Here is a 19,183-nt window from a genome sequence, read left to right as displayed (position 1 = left end):
CATGACCGCTCGCACGCTTTATGACAAAATCTGGGACGATCACGTCGTCCATCAGGCCGATGACGGCACTTGTTTGCTGTATATCGACCGCCATTTGGTGCATGAAGTCACCTCGCCGCAAGCCTTTGAAGGTCTGCGGATGACCGGCCGCAAAGTGCGCGCGCCGGAAAAAACCATCGCTGTGCCGGACCATAACGTGCCGACAACGCTCGACCGCGCCAATGCGGCGACGATGACGGAAGACAGCCGGATTCAGGTGCAAGCTTTGGATCAGAACGCTAAAGATTTCGGCATCCACTACTATCCGGTGTCAGACGTGCGCCAAGGCATCGTTCATATCGTCGGGCCAGAGCAAGGCTGGACCCTGCCCGGCATGACCGTGGTCTGCGGCGATTCGCACACCGCCACCCATGGCGCGTTTGGCTCTTTGGCGCATGGCATCGGCACCTCGGAGGTTGAGCATGTGCTGGCGACGCAAACCCTGATCCAGCGCAAGGCCAAGAACTTCAAGGTTGAAATCACCGGATCCCTGCGCCCCGGCGTCACCGCTAAAGACATCACTATGGCGGTGATTGGCGAGACGGGCACCGCAGGCGGCACCGGCTATGTCATTGAATATTGCGGCCAAGCCATTCGTGAGCTGTCGATGGAAGGCCGGATGACGGTCTGCAACATGGCGATTGAAGGCGGCGCGCGCGCGGGCCTGATCGCACCCGATGAGAAAACCTACGCCTATTGCCTGGGTCGCCCGCAGGCGCCAAAAGGCGCGGCTTGGGAGGCTGCCGTCGCCTATTGGAAGACGCTTTACACCGACGAAGGCGCGCATTTCGACAAGGTTGTGACGATCAAAGCCGAAGACATCGCGCCCTTGGTGACTTGGGGCACCTCGCCCGAAGACGTGCTGCCGATCACTGCCGTGGTGCCTTCGCCCAGCGATTTCACCGGCGGTAAAGTCGAGGCCGTGCAACGTGCCTTGGACTATATGGGCCTCGTCCCCGGTCAAAAGCTGTCGGAAATCAAGATCGACACCGTGTTCATCGGCTCTTGCACCAATGGCCGCATTGAAGATCTGCGAGCTGCCGCTGCGATCCTGAAGGGCAAGAAGAAGAAAGACGGCATCCGCGCGATGGTTGTTCCCGGCTCGGGTCTGGTGCGGGCGCAGGCGGAAGCCGAGGGTCTGGCGCAGATTTTCATCGACGCAGGCTTTGAATGGCGTCTGGCGGGTTGCTCGATGTGCTTGGCGATGAACCCAGATCAACTGGCACCGGGCGAGCGGTGTGCTGCAACCAGCAACCGCAATTTTGAGGGCCGTCAGGGCCGTGGCGGCCGCACCCACCTGCTGTCCCCCGGCATGGCCGCCGCCGCCGCAATCACCGGTCATCTGACCGATGTGCGCGAGATGCTATGAGCCACTCTTTCGCCGGTCAATGTCCAGTCTGTGACAAGCAGACTGTGTATATAAGCCAGTCGGATTGGCTGCGTGACGGCCTTTTGTGCCAGCATTGCCATTCAATCCCGCGTGAGCGTGCCTTTGCGTGGTGCCTTGAAACACTTTGTCAAGGTTGGCGTGGCATGGCCGTGCATGAATGCTCGCCCGCAGACCGGTCTATTTCAGCCCGGATGAAACGCGAATGTCCGGGGCATGTTGGCACCCAATATTATCCGGGCGTCGCTTTAGGGACCATGCACGAAGGCTATCGCTGCGAAAATCTTGAAGCACTGACCTTTGCAGACGCCATTTTTGATCTGCATTGCCATCTGGATGTGATGGAACATGTGAACGATCCAAGCCTTTGCTTTGCCGAGATGCAACGTACACTGAAAGTAGGTGGAAAGATGATTCTGACCACTCCAATATATGAGGGCAAAATCAAGACCGAGCGGCGTGCGCACTATGGCCCGAACGGCGTTCAGCATTTCGCCGAGCCTGAATACCATGGCAACCCGATCAGCAATGAGGGCTCCTTGGTGACTTTTCACTATGGCTCTGATTTTGCTGATTTGATTTTGGCTTGGGCGCCAAAATGCTCGGTCAACATGATCACGCTTAACGACACCTATCTGGGTGTTTTGGGAAAATTCCGCGAAGTCTTCGTCGTGACGCGACGCAACTGACGCTTGGGTATAAGGAAAATCTAATGGATAAATTCACCACCCTCACCGGGATCGCAGCCCCGATGGCCTTGGTCAATATCGACACAGATATGATCATCCCAAAACAGTTCCTGAAAACCATTGCCCGCACCGGGCTTGGGGTCAATCTGTTCGACGAGATGCGCTATAATCTTGACGGCAGCGAGATTGCCGATTTCGTGCTGAACCAACCGGCTTACCGGAAAGCCGAGATCATTGTGGCGGGCGACAACTTTGGCTGCGGCTCCTCGCGCGAACACGCGCCTTGGGCTTTGCTGGATTTCGGCATCCGCTGCGTGATCAGCACCTCTTTCGCCGACATCTTCTACAACAACTGCTTCAAGAACGGCATTTTGCCAATCGTGATGCCGCAAGAGGTTGTCGACATCCTGATGGCCGATGCCAAAAAAGGCGCCAATGCGCGGCAGACCGTTGATCTGCTGACGCAAACCGTCACCACCTCGGACGGTCAGGTGTTCGGGTTCGAAGTTGACGGCCACCGCAAGCACTGCCTGATCAACGGATTGGACGATATTAGCCTGACTTTGGAAAAAGCCTCGGCCATTGATTCTTTTGAAAAAAAGAACGCAGCCTTGCATCCTTGGGCCTGACGCCAGCCAAACCACTACATCTGGGGCCACCCTGCGGGGTGGCCTTTTTGTTACCGCCAGTTTGATTCAATCCTGCAACACCTTGAACACTGAATTGCCACGGTGCTTACCGATCTTTCACCCAGCTGTTGCCGATCACGGGGAAAGAAGGCAAGAATTGGGCAATATTGAGGCAACCCGCCTTAAAGTGCGGGAAATCTTCGGGACACTTGCCTGGCAAAACTCCAGACAAGACCGATTGAAGGGTGGCAGGGCAGTGGTTTCGCGGCTAACAGGCGCGATCGTGCGCATGATTTTGGTGATGGTGCTGGTCGCCACGCCTTCCGTGCTTTTGGTCGATGTGACGGCAGATGCCAAACAGATGGTCGCCCTTGTGGCGCTGATCATCGGGCTTTTGACCTTTGTCGAATACAATGCCACCTATCCCAGCCTTATCGAATTTCGCGACGCAGCCCCGTTCAACCGGGTGAGATACCTGATGCTGCTGGCCACCGTGGTGTCGCTGTCGATGATCGCGCGTGGCCGGATCATGCCCTCGACCCTGACCGATTTCGCCGATGCGGTGGGCACGCTGGTCGGGATTTCGATGGATTTCCCCTATAGCCCGGTACGGCTGGCCACCTTGATGGTCGCCCAGGATGCCACCCCCGAGCAGGTCGCCGCCGTGCGCACCGCGGCCGGGATGGCTTACCTGATCTCATTGATATCTTTATCCATTTTTGTGGTGATCCTGAAGGCGGGACGCTGGCCCTCGCGCAGCCGCGCCTTCAACGTCTGGGTCAATCTGCCCACTTTTGACCCGACCGCCGGGGCCGATGTGGTCGCCCGCCTCACCCGTGACGCGCGCATTAACATTGCGTTAGGGTTTTTGCTGCCATTCTTAACCCCAGCCGTGGTGAAGATTGCGTCGACGGGATTCGAGCCGTTGACGCTGACCTCGCCACAAACCTTGATCTGGACAATGACGGCATGGGCCTTCCTTCCCGCCAGCCTGTTCATGCGCGGCATTGCGATGGGTCGCATCGCCGACATGATCACCGAAACCCGCGCTGCGAACAGCTTGGGCAGCGATGGCAAGCGCTATGCGCCTGCCTGATCTGGCTGTGGGCTTGGCCCGCTTGTGCCGAGTTGCGGCCAGATCTGCGCGTTGCGATCTATAACATCGACTTCTGGGCCAAAGGCCCCGGTCTGGCGCTGCAATCTTTGACACGCGGCGACAATCCTGCACAACTGGCCGCCATTCAGGTGATCGCAAAACTTGATGCCAATGTGCTGCTGCTGACCGGCATCGACTATGATCTGCATGGCGACACGCTGGCCGCACTGGAAAAACGTCTGACCGAAGCAGGCGCATCTTACCCCTACCGCCTGCCCTTGCGCCCGAATACCGGCGTGGCAACGGGCCTTGATTTGGATGGCAACGGCATTTTGGGCGAGCCGCGAGACGCGATGGCCTATGGCCGTTGGGCGGGCGAAGGCGGTATGGCGATCCTGTCGCGCTTGCCGATTGATACCGAAAACATCCGTGATTTCAGTGGCTTTCTCTGGGCTGATCTGCCCGGAGCCCTGATGCCACCCGACACGCCACCCGGTCAGCTGCTCTCCACCACTGGCGCCTATGAGGTGCCGATCACCCTGCCCGATGGTAAAATCCTGCGCCTGCTGGCATACTATGCCGGCCCGCCGATCTTCGATGGCCCGGAAGACCGTAATGGTCGCCGCAACCATGATGAGTCCGCGTTCTGGCTGCACCTGCTCGCAGGCGATCTGCACTTCAAACCGCCCGAACCGCCCTTCGTGATCTTGGGCCAAAGCAACCTAGACCCCGCCGATGGTGCCGGACGCAAGCAGGCGATCACGGCCTTGCTGCACCACTTCGCCCTGCAAGACCCGCGCCCGCGCGGGCAATCCACCCGCCATGACCCCGGCCAGTCCGGCGATCCGGCGCTGGATACCGCCCTGTATCCAGTAATCGGCGGGTTGCGGGTTGAGATTGTTCTGCCCTCAAAAGACCTGCACATCACAGCGTCGGGGGTAGAATGGCCGCCCGACAGCGACCCCACTGCGGCCATTCTCACCACCGCCTCACGCCATCACCCGTTGTGGGTCGATCTTGCGCCCTAGGGCCGGCCCAGCGCAGTTGCGCCGCGGCCACCTCGGCCAGTCCGGTGGTCTGAAACTGTGGCAACACGAGCTGCATCGTCGCCCCATCCAAGCGATGCGGCGGCAAAACTCGCGCTGGCGGTTGCCGGCCGCGACACCAGCCTGCGCGGCCCGGTCCGCATCACCGCCAGCCGTATCGTCTCTCACTATCTGCTGCCACCGATGTTGGCCGAATTGCGCCGGGAAGAACCCGGTATCGAGATTGAACTTTCCCCCACCGATGCCTCGGATAACCTGCTGTTCCGCGAGGCCGATATCGCGCTGCGGATGTATCGCCCGACCCAACCCGATCTGATCACCGCACATCTGTGCGATATCCCGATGGCGATCTATGCCGCCCACAGCTGCCTTGCCCTGAGGCCAGATCCGATCACCCCGGAAACCATCCTCAACCATGATTTCGTCGGCTTTGACCGTTCCGACCTGATGCTGCGGATGATGGCAGCCCTAGGTTTTCAGGCGCGGCGCGAAGATTTCGCGTCCCGCTGCGACGACAAAATCGTCTATTGGGCACTGGTGCGCGCGAGCCTAGGCTTGGGCGGGATGGAGACCGTGATCGGCGATGCTGACCCAACTGTCACCCGCGCCGCGCCTTTCCTTCAGCTGCAACCTTTGCCGATCTGGCTGACTGCGCCCGAGGCTTTGCGCCACACCCCCCGCATTCGGCGGGTGTTTGATGCGCTTGCCGCCCATTTCCGGGCGCTAAACCTTGACCCTGCCCCCCCCATTGGCTAGGCCAGCGCCAACCCTTCCAACGTGGAGCCTATGATGGCAAATCCCTCCCTGCTTATCCTCGCCGGCGACGGCATCGGTCCTGAAGTCATGGCCGAGGTGAAAAAACTGATCAGCTGGTTCGACGCCAAAGGCATCGTCAGCTTTGATGTCTCCGAAGGCTTGGTCGGCGGCTGTTCCTACGACGCCCACGGCACGCCTTTGACCGATGAAACCATGGCCCGCGCGCAGGAAGCCGATGCGGTTTTGCTGGGCGCTGTTGGTGGCCCAAAATATGACAAACTCGATTTCAGCGTGAAGCCCGAGCGGGGCCTGCTGCGCCTGCGCAAAGAGATGGACCTGTTTTCCAACCTGCGCCCCGCCCAGTGCTTTGATGCCCTCGCCGATTTCTCGTCGCTGAAACGTGAAGTCGTCGCAGGCCTTGATATCCTTATCGTTCGTGAATTGACCTCCGGCGTCTATTTCGGCGAACCGCGCGGTATTTTCATGGAGGGCAATGAGCGCGTCGGCATCAACACCCAGCGCTATACCGAATCCGAAATCGCCCGCGTCGCGCGTTCGGCGTTTGAATTGGCCCGCAAGCGCAGCAACAAGCTCTGCTCGATGGAGAAGGCCAATGTCATGGAATCTGGCATTCTGTGGCGCGAAGTGGTGCAGGAAATCCACGACAAAGAATACCCCGACGTGGCACTGACCCATATGTATGCCGACAACGGCGCGATGCAGCTGTGCCGTTGGCCCAAACAATTCGACGTCATCGTCACCGACAACCTGTTCGGCGATGTGCTGTCCGACATGGCCGCGATGCTGACCGGGTCGTTGGGCATGTTGCCCTCGGCAAGCCTAGGTCTGCCGCAGACCAATGGCCGCCCGAAGGCTTTGTATGAACCCGTCCACGGCTCGGCCCCCGACATCACCGGGCAGGGTAAAGCCAACCCGATCGCCAGCATCCTGAGCTTCGCGATGGCTTTGCGCTATTCGTTCAGCTTGGGCGATGAGGCAACGCGGGTGGAAAAAGCCGTCGAGAAAGTGCTGGCCGACGGCGTGCGCACCGCCGATCTGATGGGCCCGGATGGCGGCTCGCCCGTCAGCACCACGCAAATGGGTGATGCGATCATCGCCGCGATGGAAGCCAGCCTGTAACACCCTGCCGTTGCCCTTGAGCCTGTCCCTCAAGGGCAACGACTTCTGACGAAGAATCAGCAAGAAACCCCGCGCCCTGCAGCTTGCCCCTTGAAGTTCACCCCCCAAGGCCCGACAGCTAGGCATCACTGCACACTTCCCCGGATACCCGCCATGCCCGTTGCTCAATCGAACCTGCGTGGGGCACTTTTGGCGCTGGCCGCGTTCGGGATTTACGCCACCCATGATGTGCTGGTGAAACATCTCGGGGCCAGCTATAGCCCGTTTCAGCTGATCTTTTTCTCAGGCCTGCTGACCTTCCCGCTGATCACCATCCTGCTGATGAGCGACCGCACCGACGGCAACCTGATCCCGAAACACCCCTACTGGACCGCCCTGCGCACCGCTTCCGCCGTGGTGAATGGCATCACCGGGTTCTACGCATTTTCGGTGCTGCCGCTTGCGCAATGCTACGCGATCTTCTTTGCGATGCCGATTCTGATCACGATTTTGGCGATCCCGATCTTGGGCGAAAAGATTGGCCTGCACCGGGGTCTCGCCATCATCATCGGCCTCGCAGGCGTGATGATCGTGCTGCGACCGGGGCAAGAACCGCTGAGCCTTGGCCATCTTTCCGCCCTCGCCGCCGCTTTGTTGGGGGCGATGACCTCGGTGATCGTGCGCAAGATCGGCCATGATGAACGTTCGGTGGTGCTGATGCTCTATCCGATGGTGGCGAACTTCTTGGTGATGGCGCTGGCGCTGCCCTTTGTCTATGTCCCTGTTCCGATTGAACATATGGGCATGCTAGGCGCAATGGCGCTGCTCAGCCTGTTTGCGGGCATGCTGACCATCGCCGCCTACCGCCGCGCGCCTGCGATCATCGTAGCGCCGATGCAATACAGCCAGATCATCTGGGCAATCCTTTACGGCTTTTTCATCTTCAACGAAAAAGTCGATTTCTGGACTGCCGTTGGCACCGCCGTGATCATCGCAGCCGGGGTCTATATCGTGCTGCGCGAAGACAAACCCTTGGTCTCGATCAACCGCCCCGTGCTGGAGCACCGTTCGCGCTTTGATTACGGCGCGACCCCCCGCATCGGCCTCTGGCTGCGCCTGTTTGACCGCCGCCGTTTGCGCAACAAGACCGAGGGCCTGTCCGGCACCGACGGCGACGCTTAGACAGAACCGGGCTTAAGTCAGCGCCGCCCTCTTGCAAACCGGCACACAACGGTTTAACCCCGCGCCATGGTCGGAGCGTAGCGCAGTCTGGTAGCGCACCTGCTTCGGGAGCAGGGGGTCGGAGGTTCGAATCCTCTCGCTCCGACCAATTAAAAGAATCCCGATATATCAATGACTTGAAAATACAGCCTCATTGCCCCCGGAACACTTTTTCTACCCATAGGCCCGGAGCAGTGCTACGCCCGTGAATGAAGAAGCACCTTTTTGGAGTCGCTATTCGGGTTAATGATACTTTCGCACTGGATTTCCTCTATCGCGCCTTCAGTGAGTTCACATCGACCATCCGCTGACCATTGTTTTCGAACGACCAATGACCACGATCCAAGGCTTTTGGTTGACACACGGACCTCCCCCAAGCGCGCAAAGATAAGACGCTGAGGAGGCCGGTGGTAGATACCACAACAGCAACGCCGCCTTCATGGCAGGGTGGCGCCACCTTCGGTCCTCCAATATCTACAGTCATCAAGATAGCTGCGCGCGTCTTGGCTCAGCCGCGCGATTCCCAGCAGCCGTGATAGTTCCAAAACTGGATCAACTGACGCCGAAATACGCGCCGTGTGCTGGTCTTCCATCCAAGCGATTTCGGTCCGGGACACTTCTCTAAGGCTTCGCCCTCCAAGCCCGGCGAAGGGAACGCGCGGCACTACACCGCCCTTTGGCCAGAAGAATACCGTGCCATTTTCATCCTGCTGGTCGAGCAACCTATGGAACGTCGCTACCCTTGCCTGAATGCGGCCACCCGTGCGCTGCCAACCATGCAACTGGGCGACGCTGCGTGCCAAGGCCGCCTCTGTCATGGCACCTTGCGTCTGGACCAGTTTGAGCACCAGCGCCGCCAGCGTCGCGGAATAGACCTCGTCGAAAAAGTTGTCTGGCTGTAGCGTATGCTGGCTCAGCGGCTCCATCTCAGGCTGAGCAACAGGTAGATCAACCGACGCAAACTGAACTGCAGCGGCCGACTCAGGCATGCAGGCTGGCACCGGCATAGACGGCAAAATTAGTTTGGACTCCTTAGGTGCGGTCGGCGTTTCAGTGGCGATGTCGTCGAGCCGCAGATAAGGCATGATCTGCGCAGCGTCGCCTAAGCTGTCAGCTTCGGTCACTTCGACTTCGACCACTGCCAGTCTGCGCTGGCGATCCCTCTCCAACACCTCACGCAGCAGCACATCCACCCGATCAGCCGTCGCCACAGGGTTGCGGAACCAGTCGGTGGACCAAATGCGCAAGATCGACCAACCAAGACCTTCCAGAACGGCTTGCCTGATCCGATCACGGTCGCGCGCGGTTGCAGAGCTGTGATAGCGCGCGCCGTCGCATTCCACTCCCACAAGCCAGGTTCCAGCATGGTCGGGATGCCGCACGCCAAGATCAATGCGGAAACCGGAAACGCCGATCTGGCTGTGCAACTCCCATCCCTTCGCGGTAAGGGCAGCCAACACCGCCTCTTCAAACGGTGATTCAACCGGGCCCACAGAGCCTTTGTCTTGTGCCGATAGCGCAATCGCGCCGCGTGCTGCGAAATCGAGGAAGGCTTTAAGATCTTTGACCCCACGCGCGCCTGTCCTCGTCAGGTCAATCTGATCTGCGGTAATCGAGGCAAACACATGCAACTCTGCCCGCGCCCGCGTCACCGCAACATTCAAGCGTTTCTCACCACCGTCCCCATTCAGCGCGCCGAAATTCATCGCGAGCTTACCCGCACCATCCGGCCCGAAGGTGATCGAGAACAGCATCACATCGCGCTCATCACCTTGGATATTCTCAAGGTTCTTCACGATCAGCGGCTCCTCACGATCATCCGAAAAGAACCATTCCAGCGCCGGATTGGCTTGGCGTTCGGCATCCAGAAGATCAAGGATCAGACTTTGCTGCTGGGCGTTAAAGGTGATCACTCCCAGCGTCGGGCGATCTTTTTCCGGCAGTTTCAGCCAATCGAGCAGCCGCTTGCGGATCATCTGCACGATGGCACGGGCCTCATCAGGGTTGGTGCGCCCGGTGCCGCGCATATAGGTGCCAGCGATCTTGTGCAGCTTGACCGCATTGCCCGAGGCATCTGGCGACGGGAAGGTGACAAGGCTGCCGCCATAGTAAAAATGGTTGGAAAACGCGATCAAGGCCTCATCCCGGCTGCGGTAGTGCCAGTTCAGCAGTTGCGTCGGCACACCGGAGGCCGAGACTTCATCCAAGATCGAGGGCATATCCTTTTCGTATTCTGCAAGGTCATCGCCGTCGGCGCCATCATCGCTGCGGCCAAAGAAATTGGTCGGCGGCAACTGACGCGGATCACCGACGATGATCGCCTGCTTGCCGCGCGCAATCGCGCCAATCGCATCCCACGTGGAAATCTGTGAAGCCTCGTCGAAGATCACCAGATCAAACTGCGCCTGGCCCGCAGGCAGATATTGCGCGACCGACAAAGGCGACATCAGCACACAAGGGGCGAGTTTGCCGAAGGTTGTCGGCATCTGGCTGATCAGACCCCTGATGGCTGCTGTCGGCCGTTGCAGCCCAAGTTGATGCCGAAGGATGCCGAGTTCGGAATTCCGCGGCACGGAATCGCGCGTCGGCAGATCATTGCCAAGCCGCCGCATCACTTCCGCCGAAGCCATCCCGGTCATCGCATCGTCCAACGCGCGGAACCGCAGGATTAGCGCATCATGTTCCCAATACGCAAAACTGCGCAACATCGGCGCGGCATCCATAGCAAGGCGCAGCCACCACGCCATATAGGCGCTTTCAAACGCAGCCTCTGCCGCGCCGATATCCGCGCCTGCTTGAAGCGCGTCGATGATCGGCTGCAACCCAAGTGCCGCTGCCTGCCCGCGCGTCGCCAACCATTTCATCCAATCGGGCAGCCGCGCCTGCAACGCTTCGATGGCCAAAAGGTGCGGCATCAACTGATCAGCGCTGACGTTTGCATCCCCCCCTGCTGCCGTGAACCCCGAAACATCGGCGGCGAGCGCGGTCTCTGCGGCAACCAGACGGCGCAACAGCGGCTCAAATGTGCCACCATCACGCTGCATTAGATTTGCGCGCTGTTCCATCAACCGGGCGCACGGCAGGCCTGCGTCTGTCAGTGTTGATTCAAGCCGGGCAAAACCGTCGGCCTCTTCCAGCGCAGCAGACATGGCACCTATATCCGTGCGTTCGCCTGCAAAACCGGGCAATGCAGACAGCGTGGACTTGACGATCAGCGCCTGCGCCCGCAGCAACCGTTTAAGCGCTGCAATATCCGTAACAGGATCAGCGGTGCCGCCGTGCGCATAGGATTGCAGCAGCTTTTGCAGCTTGGTCTTCGCCATGCCGGCCATCGGCCACATCTTGGTCTGCGCCTCGCGCCATTGAATATCCAGCGCTTCCAAAGGCATATCGGCGATCACATCATCCGTATAACTGGCAGCCAAGGCCTGCCGTTGATCACGGCAGGCCCGCAGAGCTTCGGCAAATGGTGCCAGTTCTGCACGCAACGCCGGGGCCGCGTTCAAAGCAATCTCTGATACCGCAGGGTGGCCCAAACGGGCGGCAGGCACTTTGCCCAATGCCGCCACAACATCAGCCAAACCGACAACTGCGGCCGGATATCCCAACTGCTGCGCCAACCCGAGCCGTGCTTCTTGCGCTTCGTGCAGAGTGACCCGCAGACGGCGTGCCGCCGCAAGAAACGCATCCTGCCAGCCAAATGACCACTCCCCCGGAGCGACCAGCGCCAGCGGTCCGCCCGTGCCCAAGTCAGCAATAATCCGGTGCCGCTGGCCCAGTTCCGCCGCCAGCGCACGCAGTCGCAGCCAAGTGTCCTGATTGTGGCAATCCTTATTTGGGAACGCCAAAGATAGCACTGCAGGCCGTTTCGCCACCCGCCCATTCGCCTGATAAACGCTGAAGCCCTGCGTTCCGGGCGAATGCAGCGCCGCGACATAACCGTTCAACTGATCGCGCGTTACCCGCAGATCATCCGTGACTCGCACCCAATCCGCCGTGCCATGCGCGCTGGCGCGATCCCACGAGCGGCCAAGTTGTGTCAAAACCGCCTTGCGGTCGGCTTTGTTCGAGTGCAGCTCCAACACTGCGGTGCCCAAGCCATGCCGCTCAAGCCGCCGATGCACCACATCCAAGGCGGCAGCCTTCTCGGCCACGAACAGCACGGTGCGACCCCGGCCCAGCTGATCGGCGATGATGTTGGTGATCGTCTGGCTTTTGCCGGTGCCGGGCGGCCCGATCAGCACATAATCGCGCTGCTGCGCCGCCGCCATCACCGCCGCCAGTTGCGAGCTGTCGGCGGGCAGCGGTGCCAGCAGATCAGCGGGCGCATGTTTTCGGTCAATGTCGGCGGGCTGTGGCATCGCCCCGGTGCTGTCTGCAAAACTTTCGGTCGGGCTGTCCACCAGATGCCGCACCAATCGACTTTCGCGCAAGTTATCGGTGCGGTCGACCAGATCTTTCCACATCAAATATTTCGCGAAGGAAAAGGTAGAAAGCGCGCAATCCTCCAGCACCTCAAACCCAGCCACATCCCGGACTTTATGGCGCAAGATTTGCAAAATGCGCGGAATGTCCAAACCGCTGGCATCGCGCGGCAATTCACCTTCCAACTCGGGCATCCGCAACTCAAAATCGCGCTTCAGAAATTCAAGCAATGTGGCGTTGATCCGCACCTCATCTTCAAGCTGCGACAACCGAAACTCTGATTGCGCGGAGCGGCGCTCCAGCTTGACAGGCAGCAGCAGCAACGGCGCGCGGTAATGGCGCGGGTCGCTATCAGTGCGTTTCCAGCGCAGGAATCCCACAGCCAAGAACAACGTGTTGGTGCCGCCTTCTGCGGCATCGCTGCGGGCCTTGCGGTAAAGCTCGGTCAGTCGGTTGGTCATGTCGCGGCTGGTCAGCGGCACGGCAACCTGCCCCCGCGCCATCGCATCCCGCGCCAACCCGGCTTCAATCTGACGCGCTTCCTCGGCGGCCAAATCGCGGCCAGACACCGCATGTTCATCCTTCAGCGCCAGCAACCTAAACATCGCGCCATCGGCAAGCTGGTCTTCCAGCCCGGAAACATCCGGGCAAATCATCGGGATCGCCAGCTTGGTATCCTTGAAGTTCAGCAAGCGGTTGGCCAATGACAGATCCAGCAACTTGCGCTGCCAGCGCTCAATCCGACCCAAAGCGGTGGTGGGCGCAATTTCGATCAACTCGCCGGGCAGACGGCCCAAATCAAGTGGGCGTGGCAGGGCAGCAGCGGCCACAGCTTCATCATTATTACTCGCCTCTTGCGCCACACGATGGCTTGCCAACGGGCGAATCCGCGCCGCCCGCGCGCGTTTGATATCGACGACCTGAATGAACTCGGTCTCGCGCGCCTCAGACAGCCGGTCTCGGCCCGCATCAACAGCAGCCTCAAACCCCGTGCTAGGGCGTTTGGTCAAAAGCGTGGTTTCCAGCGGCACGAAATCTCGTGCAGCTGCCGCTTTGCGCACTGCAACCACATCGGGCTCCACCAGCCGCCCAAAATCGCGGGCGACCAGCCAGACACCCACCCAAGCGTGGCCGTGCGAAAACAAGATCGCGGTGTTCAGCCCCGCCGCCTCGAACGCTGCGGCCAGCAACAAGGTGCTGTCCAAACAGGTGGCAAGACCCTCGGCCACGATCCGCTCGGGGTCACGCACCTTTTGACCCATCCGTTCAAACGAGGCAGGCGGCACGGCATAGGTCAGCCCCAGCCCGGTCGCCGCCGACCAGATCGCGCCTGCGATCATCCAGACCCGCATAGGATCACCTAACTGATAGCCTTCCAGTGACCCTGAATGCCCTGCCGCCTCTAACAACCGCGATGCCTCTTTCAAAAGTCGCGCCACCGCCGACTGGTTGGGCGAGACGAAGGCCGCCAGGATGTTATCCATCTCGGCCAAGCCGCCCCATTCATCGCGGGCAAGGAGTTCAATACGATGCTGCATTTGATCGGTCACCTGACCGTCAATGCTGATTTGAAAACTGATTTGGCCGATTTCGGCCTCATCCAGCCCGCCCAAAATTGCAGTGTCCAGCGGCGTTTCGAGATCGACCAGATCAATCCCCGTCCCCGGTGCGATCCGGTCGATCCGCCAGGATTTATCGCGCAGGATCGCAGGCGTGGCCGTTAAACTTAGCGTCACATTAACCGCCGCCGCCGTCCCCTCATTCACCAGCCGCAAACTGCGCAGCACCGAAACGCCGTTTTGCGCGGATGCAAAGTTCACCTTGCCCGCCAAAACCGCCTTTAGGACGACCAGCGGCTTGGGCTCCGCAAGCTGTTGTTCGGCTTTGGTGGCATCGGTCACATCGGTGGACATTTCGGCTCCAGTTCAACGCAAATCAGAGGGCTTGCAAATCAGTCACCCGCACATCGGGACAAGCAGCGCGGGCGATATCGCAGAGGTGGCGGTGGTGGGTGAGGTAAATCACCTGACCCGAGCGCGACATCTCGGCCAGCAAAGTGAAGGCCGCAGCGGCCCGGTCGTCATCAAAGGTTTCCATGATGTCATCGGCGATGAACGGCACGGTGGGGCGACTTTGCGCCAACTCGTGATATCCCGCGATCCGCAGCGCGAGGTAAAGCTGAAACCGCGTGCCCTTTGACAGATCGGCGGCCAGTTTCGCACCACCCGCCGCAGACAAAGCCACCAGCACCTCGGTTGCGCCATCGGGTTGAGCCGCAAGGCCAGTATAAGCGCCCCGGCTTAAGCTGTGAAACGCCGCCGAGGCGCGATCAAGCATGGCGCTGCGGTGGCTGTCGCGGTAGCGGCGCAGGCCTTGCTCCACCGCGATCAGACCAAAGCGGCGGGCCAGATGCGCCTTCGCGCCGTCGCGCAGTGCGTTCAGCAGATTGGCACGTTCAGCTTCAAGGCGCGCCACGGCATCATCGCCGCCCACGGCGCTTAGTTGACGCTTTGCTTCAAGCAGAACGGCGAAGGCCGCCTGCGTTTCGCTGTGCCGCAACTCTAACGCGGCCTGTGTCTCAGCCTCTTGTGCCGTCAAAACGCTGAAATCCACGCCCTCGGCTGACTGTGGACGATTGGCAAGATCGGCGCGCAGGCCGATCATATCACGTCGCAACTGTGCGGCACGTTGGCAATCCGCGATATGGCTGCCAAGGCTGGCACCGCCTGCTGCCCAGCCAAGCGCTGCGCCCAACGCGTTTAACGCCCCGGCATTGGCTTCAGCCTGCCGCTGATCTTGCAACTGCACTTCGCGATCATCAGCTAGATTGCGCGACAGTTCGGCCAGTTTGGTGGTGGCATCTTCAGCCTGACGCAGACGCGCAGGCAGGTCCGCCCAACGAGTTTCAGGCGGCAACTGGATTGCCAACAGGATCAGCGCCACCGCGTCGCGAAAACCTACGCGGTTCTGCTCCATCTTGGCTATGCGGTCCGTCAATCCGGCAAGCAGCGCGGCATCGCGACCCAACGCATCCAGCAAATCGAGCATATCGCCCAAACCTGCGCTGTCAGCGGGCAGCCCTGAAAGCGCGGTGCTGGCGCTGGCCGTTTGCCACGCGGTCAGCCATGCCGCCGCATTGGCCTCAGCCACGGTGTGATCTTTGATGCGATCGTGCAGATCAGCCTGCAACTCGGCCAGTTGTCCGCGCGCATCGCGGTGCTTTTCCGAAGCTTCCAGCCGTGCAGTCGCTATGGCCCAAAGCGCATCAAAACCACCGTGATCTGGGCTAAGCCCAAGCGTCCCTTGCAACGCCGCTGTGCCAGCCCGCAAATCGGCCTCAGCGCGGGCCAGCGTATCCTCGGCCTGCCGCAGCGCCGCGCGCACACCCAGCGCTGCAATTCGCTGATCAAGCCAGCGGCGCAGGTCTGCCAACGCGGCCCCCGGCAAACCAAGCGCGGCACAAGTGGCATCAAGCGTGGCCGCATGCACATCGCGTGCGGCGCAGGCCTGCGTCCACTTGTCTTGCGCCGCAGACACTTCCGCCGCCAGCCCGGCGCGGCGACTGGCATCTGCCGCATCCAACCGCGCCCGCGCCATCATGTCGGCCAAAAGTGCAGCAATCTGATCATCCTGCCGCAGTGCCGCTTCAAAGGCATCGGCACTTGCAGGTTTCAAATCAGCGCGGTGGGCGGCCCAACGGGCTTCGCGCTGGCTGCGCGCCGAAGCCGCATCAGCCAATGTGGCACCCGCTGACACCTCTGCCGCCTGCCCTGCCAACGCCTCGGCACTGTCATGGGCGGACTGCGCCTGTTGCAACGCGCGCTCGGTATCCGTCACGGCTAGGCGCGTGCGTTCCGCATCGGCAACCCAAGTCTCAACCTGCCAACTGGCTGGAACCGCAAGCGCTGCCAGCGCATCGGCATCACCTTGCCAAGGCAGAAGCGTTTGCAGCGCGGATTGCATCTGCGCCGCGTATGCGTCTCGGTCGCGCAGCGCCACTCGCAGTGCCCCACTTGGATCTGCCGTGCGAAACCGCGTCAGCAGCGCCTGCAAACCGGCAAGATCCTCGGGCGTGCCAGGATCACCAAGCCGATTTTGCGCGGCTACCAACTTGGCTTTGGCCTTCGTGGCCTCCTCCGTCGCACGCGCAACGGCGGTGAAAACACCCGAGCGTTCGGCCAGCAAGCCGCGCAACGCGCTCAGCCGCGCCGGATCAAGCAACAGCGGCTCAACCGCAGCACCGGGCCGACCCAAACGCACAAGCGTTTCGCGCAACGCCGTCTCGACGCTTGCGGCCTCATCGCGACGGCGCGGCAAATCCTGCACGGCGGTGTCATGCGCCGAACGCAGCGCATCGGCCGACAAGATGGCATCCCGCACGCCCAAGATCGCGGAGTCTGGCGTCATCTTGGCACTGCGATCTTCCAGCATTTCGATCCGCTCGGCGCGGTCAGCGATCCGGCTGGCCAAAGCACTGCGGGCCGCCTCCAGCGCCTGATGGTTCTGCACCACCGCATCATCGGCGTCCGGCAAATGCGCAAGCGGGGCATGATCGGCCTCTAGCCGCGCCAGACGATCCCGCAAAGGCAATACTGCCAGCGCAGCTTGCAAATCGCGCAGGGTCTGGGTGATGGCGGCTTCCGCGTCGCGCGCAGTGTTCCAGTCACGCTCGGCCATCACCACATCGCGCCCCAAGCGCTGATAGGTTGCAGCCGAGGTGTCAAGCGCGCGCCGCTGGCGATCCAGCTCGGCCAACCGGGCCTTTGCCTCATAAACCACGCCCTTGCGGCCCCCGGCGCGGTGGAAGCCGTCCAACTCGGCGCGGATCGCGGCCAGCTGCGGGCCAAGCCCGGCAAGCCCAGCACTGGCCGAAAACAGCATCTCGCCCAGATCGCCCCGGCTGGCGAGAATACCCTCACCACCCTTTTCCAGCGTGTCATCATCCAGGGAAAACATCGCCATATAGCCTTCGCGCGAAAGCCCTCCTAGCGCCGATTGCAGCAAAGTATCCGGCACCACAGCGCCATGCGCATCAAGCAAACTGGAACCGAGGCGCTTTTGCCGTGCCAGATCCAGCACACCAACGGCATGGCTGATCTGAGCCCCGATCCGCATCGTGGGCCCGGCATGTTTGAAATCGTAGCGGCTGCGCGACGGGATACCATAAAGAAAATCCAGCCAAGCCGAGAACAGCGTCGATTTGCCAGCCTCGTTAGGTCCAAAGATCACATGCAGATCAGCCCCACCGGGTGCCGGCGCGGGAAACGCCAGCCTTGCCTCGGTAAAGCGGCCATAGCGGGTCAGATCCAAACCTTCCAAACGCATCAGACGGCCTCACCCGCGCCAAGCCGGGCGACGATCTGCACGCTGCCGTCTGCCAGCAGCAAGCCACTTGCGGCGGCTACAGCGGCGGCATCATCACCCAAGAGATCGCGCAATTCGGGCGGCAAATCGTGCATCAACACGCGCGCAGCCTCCGCCAAGGCCGCCAGCAGCGCCGGATCACTTGGCAACTCTGCCATAACAATACCGACGAGATCGGTGGGCAACTGGCTGGTGATCCCGGCCCCCCGCGCGGTGGTGCCATTCTCCAACTTGTCGATCCAGATCCCCCCAACGGATGCTGCAATGGTATGAGCTTCCTCAGTCAAGCGGTCCAGATCACGGGCAATCCGCCACGCAAGCGGCGTCGTCCCCATCAGCATCGGGCGCAGCACCAGATACGCCTCAGGGCGTGGCACATGCGCGATGTCACGCAATGCGGCATCCAATGCCTCAATCACCTCGGCCCAGTCAGACATATCTGTCAGATCAATGCGCAGCCGATCAAACCGCAGCGCCGCAACGCTGCGCTGTTCAGTAGCCACAGCGCCGACGTCATCCACCGTCACCAGGGTCACCGAACAAGCCCCAGCCTCACCAATATCACGGCCCTGCGGGATACCGGGCATCACCACAGTTGCACGGCCACAATGCTCTGATCTGCGATGAATATGGCCAAGAGCCCAATAATCATACCCATGCGCGTCCAGATCAGCGACGCTGCACGGCGCATAGACATCGTGCCCGACGCTGCCGTTCAGACAGCTATGCATCATGCCGATGTTGAACGCACCCGTCATCGCCACCGGATACAGCGGCAACAGGCTACCCGGGGCCACAGGCTCGGCAAAGCTGACGCCATGCACCGCGATCAGATGGCCGCCTGCTTCGAACGTTTCGGTCTTGGCCTTCGGCCCAAACACCCGCGTCCCCCCAGGCGGATCAAGCTCGCGCGTGACCTTTGAGATCGCATCGTGATTGCCCCGGATGATAAAACAGCGAATGCCCGCCTCGTCCAACCGCAGCAATTCCTGCTTCAGAAACCGTGGCGTTTTGGCCGAACTCAGCCCGCCATCCCAAAGATCACCCGCAATCAAAAGCGCATCAACGGCCTCGGTCAGACACAGGTCGACAATCCTGGTCAATGCAGAACGGCTTGCCACACCCACCTGATCAGCAAGATCAGCATTGCGCATCGCGAGCGACACCAAGGGCGAGTCTAGATGCAAATCAGCGGTATGAATGAAGCGGAAAGCCAAACTGTGAAACACCATTTATGAAATCGGGCGAGTCACTACGCCAAGCGTGCCGCTCTAGGCTCTGGACTCATTGATCATATCCAGAAGATGACGATGGCCGCGATGGCGATGGCTGACATGAAGGTGTGGGCGCAGCGGTCGTAGCGGGTGTGGATGCGCCGCCAATCCTTCAGCTTGCCAAACATGTTCTCGATT

General features: G+C 60.7%; 11 protein-coding genes, 1 tRNA gene and 1 pseudogene. 9 read left to right on the top strand and 4 right to left on the bottom strand.

Going from position 1 to position 19,183, the window contains the following annotated elements; genetic code table 11:
- Position 1: 1 nt before the first annotated feature.
- The 9 genes from leuC to Q7V03_RS16845 all read left to right on the top strand — a co-directional run bounded on the left by leuC (position 2) and on the right by Q7V03_RS16845 (position 8,091).
- Entirely contained in the window at positions 2 to 1,408 is a 1,407-nt protein-coding gene (leuC, locus tag Q7V03_RS16885; protein ID WP_304926760.1) for a 3-isopropylmalate dehydratase large subunit, read from the top strand.
- 164 nt (positions 1,409 to 1,572) lie between these two features.
- The gene (locus Q7V03_RS16880) at positions 1,573 to 2,115 is read left to right on the top strand and encodes a bifunctional 2-polyprenyl-6-hydroxyphenol methylase/3-demethylubiquinol 3-O-methyltransferase UbiG (RefSeq protein ID WP_304926759.1); all 543 of its coding nucleotides are present in this window, start codon (positions 1,573 to 1,575) and stop codon (positions 2,113 to 2,115) included.
- Between the two features lie 23 nt (positions 2,116 to 2,138).
- Positions 2,139 to 2,744: a 3-isopropylmalate dehydratase small subunit gene (leuD, locus tag Q7V03_RS16875; protein ID WP_304926758.1), complete on the top strand. Its 606-nt coding sequence runs from the start codon at positions 2,139 to 2,141 to the stop codon at positions 2,742 to 2,744.
- A 289-nt stretch (positions 2,745 to 3,033) separates the two neighbouring features.
- A complete protein-coding gene (locus Q7V03_RS16870) occupies positions 3,034 to 3,840 on the top strand; it encodes a hypothetical protein (protein WP_304926811.1) in 807 nt (268 codons plus the stop codon).
- 32 nt (positions 3,841 to 3,872) lie between these two features.
- Entirely contained in the window at positions 3,873 to 4,868 is a 996-nt protein-coding gene (locus Q7V03_RS16865; RefSeq protein ID WP_304926757.1) for an endonuclease/exonuclease/phosphatase family protein, read from the top strand.
- A gap of 57 nt (positions 4,869 to 4,925) precedes the next feature.
- Positions 4,926 to 5,642: a substrate-binding domain-containing protein gene (locus Q7V03_RS16860; protein WP_304926756.1), complete on the top strand. Its 717-nt coding sequence runs from the start codon at positions 4,926 to 4,928 to the stop codon at positions 5,640 to 5,642.
- A 33-nt stretch (positions 5,643 to 5,675) separates the two neighbouring features.
- Complete coding sequence (gene leuB, locus Q7V03_RS16855) at positions 5,676 to 6,782, top strand: 3-isopropylmalate dehydrogenase (protein WP_304926755.1); 1,107 nt, start codon at positions 5,676 to 5,678, stop codon at positions 6,780 to 6,782.
- Positions 6,783 to 6,935: 153 nt separating this feature from the next.
- On the top strand, positions 6,936 to 7,943 hold the full coding sequence (locus tag Q7V03_RS16850; RefSeq protein WP_304926754.1) for a DMT family transporter: 1,008 nt from the start codon (positions 6,936 to 6,938) through the stop codon (positions 7,941 to 7,943).
- A 71-nt stretch (positions 7,944 to 8,014) separates the two neighbouring features.
- Positions 8,015 to 8,091, top strand: a tRNA-Pro gene (locus Q7V03_RS16845).
- A gap of 328 nt (positions 8,092 to 8,419) precedes the next feature.
- On the opposite strand, the gene Q7V03_RS16840 is transcribed toward Q7V03_RS16845, so the two are convergent.
- From Q7V03_RS16840 to Q7V03_RS16825, 4 genes and pseudogenes are all read right to left on the bottom strand, one after another.
- Entirely contained in the window at positions 8,420 to 14,320 is a 5,901-nt protein-coding gene (locus Q7V03_RS16840) for a DUF3320 domain-containing protein (protein WP_304926753.1), read from the bottom strand.
- 22 nt (positions 14,321 to 14,342) lie between these two features.
- Positions 14,343 to 17,732: an AAA family ATPase gene (locus Q7V03_RS16835; protein ID WP_304926752.1), complete on the bottom strand. Its 3,390-nt coding sequence runs from the start codon at positions 17,730 to 17,732 to the stop codon at positions 14,343 to 14,345.
- Positions 17,732 to 19,003: a DNA repair exonuclease gene (locus Q7V03_RS16830; RefSeq protein WP_304926751.1), complete on the bottom strand. Its 1,272-nt coding sequence runs from the start codon at positions 19,001 to 19,003 to the stop codon at positions 17,732 to 17,734. Before Q7V03_RS16830 ends, Q7V03_RS16835 begins: the two co-directional genes overlap by 1 nt.
- Before the next feature lie 59 nt (positions 19,004 to 19,062).
- Positions 19,063 to 19,183: pseudogene (locus tag Q7V03_RS16825) on the bottom strand (IS5/IS1182 family transposase); the annotation flags it as partial.

Source organism: Cypionkella sp., from assembly GCF_030652235.1.
Lineage (GTDB): Bacteria > Pseudomonadota > Alphaproteobacteria > Rhodobacterales > Rhodobacteraceae > Cypionkella.
The sequence above is the reverse complement of the archived record's forward strand: the minus strand, read 5'-3'. Positions and strand labels throughout refer to the sequence as shown.